Source organism: Rhodopirellula sp. UBA1907, assembly GCF_002337565.1.
In the GTDB taxonomy this organism is placed as follows: Bacteria; Planctomycetota; Planctomycetia; order Pirellulales; family Pirellulaceae; genus Rhodopirellula; species Rhodopirellula europaea.
On the sequence record NZ_DDGH01000008.1, the window covers coordinates 1 to 10,393 of the forward strand.

Below are 10,393 nucleotides of genomic sequence, written 5' to 3' on the forward strand. Positions count from 1 at the left end.
TCCCCAACTGCGTTCAGGGGGGTGATTTCAACCTTGCGAGCAAGGCACTTCACAACTGCACGACCTCTACAACAATGGTGGCGGCGGAGGTGATGGTCCCTGAGGCTCTGGCTCAGGTTCCGGAGTCGGATTGGGTTCAGGCTGTGGCTCAGGATTTGGTTCTGGTTCCGGCTCAGGTTCTGGCGGCGGTGGAGGTGGTGGCGGAGGCGTCGGCATCGATTGGCTCATCACCATCGCCGCGCGTTCGGTCAATAACCGAGCCCGTCCTTTGAGGTTCTTTCCAAACAGTTCCGGACTGATCCACGTGTTCATCGCCAATGGAACTCCCACTTCCACTTCGACTTGTGTCGTCGCTTCCGTGATCTCTTCCGGAATGACCGTGACGGTTGCGTCGCGAATACCAATCGCGTCCATGTGGCTTTGAACCACTTCCTCGACATTCTCCGCAGTCGCACCGGTGATAATTCCTCGGCGGGCACCGATGTAGGCAGCATGATCGGCGGAATGTCGAAGCATCGTGACACGCGTCAATTCAATGCCCGATACCAGGATGGTGAACAAGACCATCGAAACGACCGCCATTTCCACCACCGTCGCTCCCTGACGCGAGGAGGCGCGCGAGCAAAATTTTGCGTGAAGCTGTTCAAACATGATGCGATGTCACAGTAGATAGGCAAACAAGGTCGGGCAATGATTTCACTGCGTCATCAAAGACGGCAGTTTCTTCGCGATTTTCTGAAATGCGTTTTGCAATTGGCTCGCATCAGTGGCGTGAAAGTTCTCGCCTCCACACGCGTTCGCCAAGTTGGACATCCTTGATTGATCGGCGTCGTCGCTGAACGTGATCGTGAACAACGTCACTCCGTGATTCTGCAAGTGATAAGTCATGCTCTCGGGACTCTTGCCGGTGTTGTGATGACCGTCCGTCATCAACACCATGACTCGAACCGCGAACTTGCGAGCGTGAGTGGCATCCGTCAGTGCGGCTAAACCATGTTCCAGCCCGTAACCGACACTGGTTCCTCCACCGTTGAATTGATACGAAATCGCATCCAACTGATTCGAGATTTCCGCGTAGGTGTGCGTCAGATCACAATCGCGACTTGCGTTGTCGGAATAGGTCGCCAAACAAAGCTTTTCGTACTGCGGTGAATCAGCCAAGAATCCATTGAACGCGTTGACCGAAGCGACCAAATCCAACCAGCGCGAATTCGGTGGTACAGGATCGCCGTAAGTCCAACCGGGCGGAGCGGCGGCCGGATTGACGTATGGATCAGGAGCCTCATCGTTCGCGTAGGCCATCGAACCACTGCGGTCGATCACGAGAGCAACATCCATCGTGCTTTGCGTGCTAACGGCAACACGCTGAGGACGGATTTCCAGGTTGGTTCCCATCGTCGGGAACAACGGTGAAAAGACTGGCTGTGGCGAGTTTGAAAGCGACAACGTTGTCAATCGCACGGCGTTACCAAACTCATCGTCGTCGGACAGCGGCTGGAAACTGTAGCCTTCGTCCAGACTCTCGCGGAGACTGATCCCGAACTCCAAATCGGACATGTTGATCGGCACGACTTGTCCCGCAACAGGATTGCGTTCCGCGGCATCGCGAGCAGCCGCGAGAGCAGCGTCTTTGTCACCGGTTTGGATGTAGACACGACCGGCAGCGCACACTGCCGCGTCGGTGACCACTTGGCTGTCCGCGGTGACCGCCTCGACATAGGCAACGTTGATCACGTAAGCCGCCAGGATCAACAACACCGGCAACATGATCACCAGCAAAACGATCACGGCACCGGAACGTTGCTTGGATTGATTTTTCAGCAGGGGCATCTGAATGGTTCCAATCTTACGGTTTTTGAAGAGTGACCGACTCGGACAAGTCGTAGCTGCCGAATCCCCAACCGCCCATCAAAGCGTTGTCAGAAAAAGGAGCTCGAACTTCGACCGTGAACCATTCACCAGAATCAAGCGATGTGGGATCCATCGGGTCCATCACCACAACGATACTGTTCAGCCGTTGATCGGCACTCAGCGTTTCGCATTGCCATTCGACGTTTTCGGCTTTGGCCTCGGGCAACACACCGACGCGAGCGCCTTCGTAGGCGACCATCTTCATCTTTTGTTGCAACCGAATCATTGTGCACGCTTCGACGGTGCCCATCATGACCACCAACAACAACGGCAATCCCACGGCAAGTTCCGTGACTGCGATTCCGCTGCGTTGTGATGATTTGTTTCGAGTGACCATGGAATTGGTTCCCCGCGTAGGAATGATACTGATGCCCGCTTCTTGAGCGAACAAATGCATCCTACGTCACAAAATGCCACCGCTTCGCATGCATTCACGCGGAAGCAGTGTTTCTCAACCCCCAATCCATCGCATGGTCAATCAATCCAAACGACTCTGACGGTTGCACCAATCTCAACGCCTGCAACGATCACGAGGTCTCGTCGGTGGCAACGGACGCATTAGTCCATCAAACGGTGTTCCCATGCAAAATTGCAGGGCGAATTCCGTCAATTGGCGACACGCGTGAGACAAACGGCGACTGCAAGAAGAACAGCCAGCGATCAGAACTTGTAGAGCAGCAGAGCTGAGTAGTAGAAATCGTTCTTGAGAGCCCCCTGTGGTGTGCTGTCGTAGCGATCCGTCACCGACAATCGCAGTGAGAAGTTGTCCGAATCACTGAGCAATGTTTCCCAAGCCAAATCGGTCACCAAACGAAAATCATTGAAATCGTCGAAGGCGGGGAAGAAGTCCACTTTGCCCTTCAGCTTCTGACGAGACGTCAACTGATGATCCGCCTCAATCCCAAACACCGCTTCCGGAATCCAAGAATCATCCGGCGATCCGATCTCCTTCGACGCACCAGCACCAAACCGGGTGACGAAGTTCGTCTTGTCGTTGCGGATCCAGTAGTACCCCACACCACCATTCAGGTTCAGACGCAGATCGAAGGATTTAAACTCATCAAACTCCATCCCGAACTTTCCGAACAGCGACCAATTTGAATCGTTGATCAACCGATCGTAGTCCAGGTTGAAACGGCCGTTCTCTTCCGTTGTCACATCATTTGCACTGGCCTGCCGATAGTCAAAATCCAACGCCAACGTGTACTTGTCCGTTTTGCGTTTCATCTCCAAACCGGTCTGAAGGGCCAGCGTGTCCGAGTTGCCGGAACTGCCATCCAAGCCAAACTCGGCGTGGTTTGTCCAACCATTCGTCATCCAAACCCATGGTCGCTGATACCAGCTGACGACCTCTTCCTCGAGCGGTGGCGACTCGACAACCTGACCCGCTGAAACAACATCGGAATAGCTGGCCGATTCAATCGCACTGTCGGGTAGAGGGGCATCAAGGATGGGCGATTCCAACTGAGCGGGCGACAAACCAAACTCCTCATTCCATCCCGAAGGCAGCTCATTCAGGTTCAGCGACGAACCGCTCCCCGGCGCATCGTCTGGCAATCCCATCGAATCAACCGCCGTCGGCTGTGGAATCGATGGCGCTGCGGCGGGCGGTTTTGGAAGATCATATCCCGAGCCATTGAACATCGCTTGCCCCGATTGCCAACTCGGAACCGTTTGAGCCTGCACACCGACGGACAATACCAGCCAACCGGCCAACGCGAAAACGATGGGTTTAATGGAATGAGTTCGATTCATGGTTCTCTTCTTTGGAACAAGTTCATCCAAAGGAAGCCCACGTGCTCACTGCCGGTTGAAATGGGGTTCAAGCGACAATGCGTTTGGCGTTCGGTCTGGTCGATGAAGTTGCGGCGCTCAAAGCACCTACTGAACAAATCTTCTCAGCTGCGTTTACAAAAGCACAGAGACCCTCGAAAGAGGAATTATTTCAACGCAGCTTCTTCTTCAGCGGCGGAGCGGCGATCTTCTCAGCCGGCTGTGTCTTCTTTGATGTCGGTTCTTTGGAAGCGTCATTTTCCACTTCCGAACCCTTCGTGCTCGCAGCAGCGTCGTCCTTCGCAAGCATTTCAGTCGCCATAACGCTGGGCAAAGGCTCTCCGGGCAATAACCCGCCGCCAATCATGTCCTGGTTTTCATCAGGCAGAACTGGAAACCCACCGTCGAATCGGGTCTCGGCGGTGTAGTCAACTGGTGGACGACTAAAAACTTTTGGTGGTGAGCCGGTCGAACGACGACCAAACCGCACCAGCTTGCTTCCCGCCAGTCTCGTTTCATCGCGAATCGATCCACCTTGGAATGGTCCGACACCCATCACCCATGTATCACGGGCGGTTGATCGAGATTGGCTGATTCCGGATTGCCAAACCGCTTCGCGAGTCTCTCGGTCGTAGGCAAACGCAGCCACCTTCGCCGCACCTTCACGATTGTCGCGGCGCGCCACCGCGATCTCGGGAATTTGAGGAACGCTGGGCGCCCCCGGAAACAGCGACACCGTCGAGTTGATCGCGCTGTTCTCTGGAACTCCGAGCGTGACCCGGTGATCGTCGTATCCCAACGTTCCTATCCGAGCTTCGATGATGATGTCCGCATCCGCACTGGAATCTTGCAGGTAGCAACCAGCCGCGATGACTTGCTGACGAAGTGCACTAGTCACGTAGTCCGCGTTGACGAACGTGGTGGCTTTCACCGACCGAAGGTAACTCGTGTCGAGATACACCTTCTCACCAGACAACGGACGAAAGTCGATCGTCGAAACACTGCGGTCAACGGCGTCCGACAACAACAACTGCTCCGTTGCTTGCTGCTCTTTGGTCGTGCCGCATCCTGAGAACAACGCCAGCATCAATCCGAGGCCGAACAGCATCTTCAGCGAATGAGCCGATAGCTTTCGACGAGGCTCAATCGCGTTGGTTTCTTCGGAAGTTTGCAAAAAAGGTACCTGACACCTTTTCTGGGCGCAGCGGGGAGCGGTGTGCAGGGTGGCGAATCGAAAAGGCAGCCGATTCCGAATCATCGGACGAGCGATCTGGGTGTAACAGGGCGGGTAGTCTGGGTGGGCGGTTCCGACATGAAACCGGTCGAGAATCTCCTCGACGTGCTGAGGGTTAGCAAACAAACAGCACCAAACGCAACGGACGTTCTGTATCAACACGAGCAATCCACTCGAACCAATGAGCATGTGAAACACTTCGAAACGAGGAAACAAACCTCCACCGGAACCGGCGTCATCAGCGACGGCGAAGTCGCCTTCTTCAGCCAAAGGTGCGAAAACGAGAGAAAGATTCAACGCGCTGTTCCGAATCTTCCGAAAAAAGAAGAACGAAGCCTGTGAGCGGACCTCGACCCGAACGATCCGCCCGGACGAAACACGCTTCGAGTTCCGAATGAGGTGCTATTCGCGACGCCGACGATCGGAAACACTGCCCCACCAGCGTCCTCGAGGATTGTCCTGCTATGCCCACGATCGAATCCGCAATCGCCGATCCGGTGTACTTCGTGGTGCTGGGCCTGGCCGCCGGATACGCTTGCTTGGGATGCATCGTTCTCTATGGGGTTCTGTCCAGCAAAGGCAAAGCTCGCGAAGAACGTCTGCGAGAACTGCGAGCAGCAAGAGACGCCAAGCGGCTATCGAGTCGCAACCGATTCGCTGGCGACGACGTCCGCAAAGCAAACGCGGATACCGAAGAGATTCGTTTGCTTCGTTCCGAATTGGCCAAGTTCATCAAGGTCTCCGCCTCGATCACGAACGATTCCCAAAACTTGCATTTGGAAGTCGCCGCGTTGCGAATGCGTGTCGAAACGCTCGAGAACGATCTAGCCGAGCACCTGGAAGCACATAACCAACTCGACTCGATCAAACCAAACGTCAGCCAAGCCTCAGAGCCAACCGTTAACGAGAGCGTCACTCCGTTCGATTCCAACACGGCAGCCAAAACGACCAACGCTTCTTCGATGCCAACCACCATCGCGATGATTCACCCCACACCGGCGGAATCGCACGGCGAAACTCGCGATGAGAATGGAATTTCGATCCGGCAGCACGAAGAACTTGGACTGCTATATATGTCGCGTCCAAAATCGCCTGACGATCTGACTCAAATCTGGGGAATCGGATCAAATCGGCAAACCGATTTGCAAGAACACGGAATTTTCTACCATCATCAAATTGCAGCATGGACGCCCGAGCAAATCGGCCATTTTGACAATTGGATGAATCTGGGCGGACGCATCCATCGCGAATTATGGGTTCCGCAAGCGATCCGCCTCACACGCCAAAACGTCGGTAAAAAGGCGTCAAAGAAGAAGCAGAAGCGTCGCCAACGGCGCGCCGCGTGACCCTCGCCGCCCCGGTGAGAATGCTCCTTTGATACTCCGCCGGGCACACTGGACTGACCACAAAATGATTTTTTGGTCTTGTCGCAGTTTCACGAAATCGGCCTTTCCACAAATTTGCCGATTCGACTAAAGTCTCCGCGTGTTCACCCATTCCAGTGGTGAACAAAGGAAACCGGCAAAGGTTCCCGCAAGTGGGCAGGATGGCCCTCTTTTCTTTGCCAAGGACCTTGGACCCTCACAGGGCGTGATCACGCGCAGCCACGGAAGGAGCGTTTTGCGATGTTGTTGGATCGAATCGAAATCGACAATCATGGCCCGTTAAACCGGGTGGAACTTGGACCGTTGTCTCATCACTTGAATGTGGTGCTCGGCCCGATCGGATCCGGCAAAACCGCGATCAGCCGCTTCATTCGCGACTCGCTCATTTCGCGACAATACCCCAACGGAATGCTCAGCGGTTCGACCGGACGAGTTGTCTGGGTCGACAACAATGGCTGGGTTCACTGCCGCCGCGAAGCCGACGGCACTTCCAACGGACGCCGCACCGTGGAATTCGAACCACGCAGCGAAACGACCGCCGCTTGGGAAGGCTATCACGACGGATGGTTCGGCAACCAAGACGATGTTGTCTCGACCAAGAGCAACACAACCATGGCCGCACGTGCTCTCCGCAGCGTGCAAATGCCTGAGTCAATTGTCGATGGCGTGATGGTCGACACAACCGTCACCAGCGTTTCTCGGGTTGTTGCAGCTTGCATCCAATCGGGACTTGACCGCGAAGGATTGGCCACGCTGCCGTACGAATCCGAAACGGCACGCTACACGCACAATCACCACGCATACAGCAACTCGGTTCAGTCGGGCGAATCCGTTCATTCGTTCACCGAATCCGACGATCGCCGCCGCCGTGCTCTGCGTTCGGAATTGGCCGACGTTGAAGCTCAACTGGCCGCTTTGCCAAGCCAAGACCTGGAAGCTTCAGATTGGTACGGCAGCACATGGGACGAAAACGCCCAGTGGAACGAAGCCAACTTGCGTGCCGAGCAAATCCAACGCGAACTTGCCGACATTCAGCGTCAACGCGGTGAATGCGTGCGACTACGCGATTCCCTGACCGCTCGTCGCAGCGTGATCCTGGCCCATCGTTCTCGTGCCGCTCGCTACGAGAGTGTTCATGCGGAGCGTCATCGCCAACACACCCAACGCTTGCAGGAACTGCACACGCAAGCCGACTCGTTGCGAGCCCGTGCGGCCGGTTTGAAACGCTGGATCGCGGACCTCGACGCAAAAGCCTATTCGTTCCCGGGTTCCGCCGCTTCCGCGACTCAGCCCTACGCCTATGGAACGGATCCTTTGGCATACGGAACGCCCCATCACGATCACTACACCGGCAACGGTTACCTGACGACCGACCTGCGATACGCAGCGAAGTTGTCGGCAACTGAATTGCGAGACCAACTTCGTCTGGCCGATTCGGAAATCATTCAACTGCGTCGCACGTTGGCCGAAATCCGTGGCCTTCGCGATTCGATCGCCAACGCTCGCCAACATGCTTATTCCGTCAATGTCGATGGAATCAGCAACCGCCGCTACGATCATTTCATCAACGCGATTGACCACTACTCGGTCGATCACACTTGGGACGATTTCTATCGCGACGCGTATCGTCCGCTGCACCAGATCGATGACATCGACCTGCGAATCAATTCCGCGACCCAGCAAATCGACTGGTTGTTGAATCGAATTGAACGAGAAACCGCCACAACCGCGGGCTCGGTCGATCCGGTCACCTTCGAACCTCTGCGTGGTGCTTGGAATCGTCAAAGCTCACTCGCATCGACTCTTCGTCAGATCCGTACCGAACTTCGCCGTTCGCCGTACGTCGTCGGCGATCACGTCGACAACGTGACGCGTCAACTCGCTGACACGTTGGATCAACTGCTTCGCGATCGAGCTCGAATCGTCGAAGAGCTTGCCGCATCTCGAAGCGAACTGCATGACTTTGTGACCATCACGGGTCACCATCCCGATTGGATGGCCGAACGCGGTGCTCGCTTGAGCGAACTGCATCAGACCGAAACGCAACTGCGAAGTGTGCTGGACGAATCCGCCCGCGTCCGTCGCAGCCTTCGATCACTGCCCATCGTCAATGTCGACTACCCAATCGGCATGCCTGAAGCGGCTTTTGACTTGGCAGCCGTCGACGATCGATTGCGTCAAATCGACCGAGAACTCCAGGCTCTCGCGACCCGTCAGCACGATTTGGAACTAACTCCCGTTCCACGTCCGGTTCGGCCCGCCGCTCGCCCAGTCGTTCGAAACACGCGTCGCACTGAACTGCTTCGTCGCCGAGACGAGCTGATCACTGAACTGAATCGATACCGTCCCGCCACACGAGCCGAATCGTCGCTGGTTGAACTTTCCAGTCGCTGGTTGGTTCGATTGTCCGGCGGACGTTATCGCCGAGTGACTTGGACCAGTTCCGCCGTCAATGTGGATCCTCACACATTGCAGCGAAGTGAAGCCGAACATCGCTTCACGAACACTCGATCGATCGCTGCGGGACGCCAAGTCCACGTGCGAATTGACGACCAAGACGAAATGAGCCTGCCCGGTGTCACCCGCGCCATCGCCGCGATGGCTGTTCGTATGGCAGCCGGCGAATTGATGGATCGCACCGGACGCTCGGTTCCGTTGATCCTCGAAACGCATCGTGAATTGTTCACCGCGGTGGATGGTCGAACTGACATGCACGGCCTGAACGATGCATTCCGTCCTTGGACCGCTGAAGGCGTGACCGGCGATGCAATCGCATCCGCCCTGTCCGACTACGCTTCGCCCGGCCGCCAAATCGTCCTGCTGACCAGCCACGAGCCTCTCGCATCGTCGCTTTCCCGCAGCGGTGCACGGACCTTCCGATTACACGCATCGCGAATCGTCCACGCTCACCAACCTGTTTGGCGGAACGGTCGTCGCCACGATCGATACGTCGGCCCGCACGGATTGGACAACCAAACCGAACTCGGAACCAGCGAACGTTCACGATGGTTCAACGGAGCGTCCGCGGACGTCAACCATGAGTTCGAAGCCGCCTACCGCGAGACCGCTGGGCTGGACGAAGACCAATGGGTCGGCGGTCCAACCGCGATCCACGGATCAGCAGCTAGCCACGTGCAACACGCGGTTTACCCGGCTGCTTCGGCTCACGCCAACACGAACGGAGCCGCCAACAACGGTTTCGTGCCCAGCCATCCCGCATCCGCCACTGATCACGCTCCTTCGGGAACCGCATATCGTGACGGATACTACTACGCTGACCAAACCACTTCCACGATTCCCTCCTCCACGCATGCGACGACCGAACATGGTGTTCTCGCAAATGGCCAAGCAACTGAATCGGAAGTCGAAGAGACACCGTTCTTTTTGACCGTTGACAGCCCGATTGATTCGGCACCTTCGATCGATGGTGTCGCCGCGGCACGTCTTCGCCGAATCGGCATCTCGCACATCACTCACCTGATGAGCCAAGACAGCAACCGATTGGCCGACACTCTAGGATTGGCTGGCGTCGACGCTCGCACGATTCGCCGTTGGCAGTCGGAATGCCGTTTGATGTGCCGAGTCCCACAACTGCGTGGCTTTGACGCTCGCGTTTTGGTTGGCTGTGGCGTCACCGATCCAGCTCAATTGGCAGCGATTCACCCCAGCGATCTGCTGGACCAAGTCAAAACGTTCCTGGCAACCGAACGCGGCCAGCGAATTTTGCTCAGCGGATCAAGCTACGAACTTTCCCGCATCACCAGCTGGATTGCATCAGCCAACCAAACCGCTCAAGTCCGAACTCGCACCCGCACCGTCAACGGTCGCACACTGAACGGTCGCTCGCGAAGCACTCGTTCTCTCAATGGCAACTCCGTCAACGGACGCCACGTGATCGATCATGACTTGGATCTGCGCGACGACTACGACGACGATGCTTTTGACCAAGAACGCTACGAAGTCGAAGCAGCTCGTCGCGGCCGCCAACTGGCCAACGAAATGCAGTCGCTTCGTGAAAGCAAACGCGGCGGAGGCGAACGAACTGGCTCACGTACTCTGCGAAGTCGCAGCAGCGAAAGCGGACGATCGA

At 56.2% G+C, this 10,393-nt stretch carries 7 protein-coding genes; 2 read left to right on the forward strand and 5 right to left on the reverse strand.

What is annotated here, in order from left to right:
• Positions 1–66: 66 nt before the first annotated feature.
• The 5 genes from B2R17_RS02730 to B2R17_RS02750 form a co-directional block, all read right to left on the reverse strand.
• A complete protein-coding gene (locus tag B2R17_RS02730; RefSeq protein ID WP_286762773.1) occupies positions 67–588 on the reverse strand; it encodes a TadE/TadG family type IV pilus assembly protein in 522 nt (173 codons plus the stop codon).
• A 108-nt stretch (positions 589–696) separates the two neighbouring features.
• The gene (locus tag B2R17_RS02735) at positions 697–1,830 is read right to left on the reverse strand and encodes a VWA domain-containing protein (protein ID WP_008668291.1); all 1,134 of its coding nucleotides are present in this window, start codon (positions 1,828–1,830) and stop codon (positions 697–699) included.
• Between the two features lie 16 nt (positions 1,831–1,846).
• Positions 1,847–2,248, reverse strand: a complete 402-nt coding sequence (locus B2R17_RS02740; protein WP_236615840.1) for a TadE family protein — start codon at positions 2,246–2,248, stop codon at positions 1,847–1,849.
• A 323-nt stretch (positions 2,249–2,571) separates the two neighbouring features.
• A complete protein-coding gene (locus tag B2R17_RS02745) occupies positions 2,572–3,666 on the reverse strand; it encodes a DUF481 domain-containing protein (RefSeq protein WP_286762746.1) in 1,095 nt (364 codons plus the stop codon).
• Between the two features lie 190 nt (positions 3,667–3,856).
• Entirely contained in the window at positions 3,857–5,215 is a 1,359-nt protein-coding gene (locus tag B2R17_RS02750) for a DUF6655 family protein (RefSeq protein WP_286762747.1), read from the reverse strand.
• 167 nt (positions 5,216–5,382) lie between these two features.
• On the opposite strand from B2R17_RS02750, the gene B2R17_RS02755 reads away from it, so the two are divergent.
• Positions 5,383–6,264 (forward strand): iron-sulfur cluster transporter, encoded by an 882-nt coding sequence (locus B2R17_RS02755; RefSeq protein WP_286762748.1) that lies wholly within the window; start codon positions 5,383–5,385, stop codon positions 6,262–6,264.
• 279 nt (positions 6,265–6,543) lie between these two features.
• Positions 6,544–10,393 (forward strand): DUF4332 domain-containing protein (locus B2R17_RS02760; protein WP_286762749.1); only part of this gene is annotated, 3,850 nt, incomplete at its 3' end.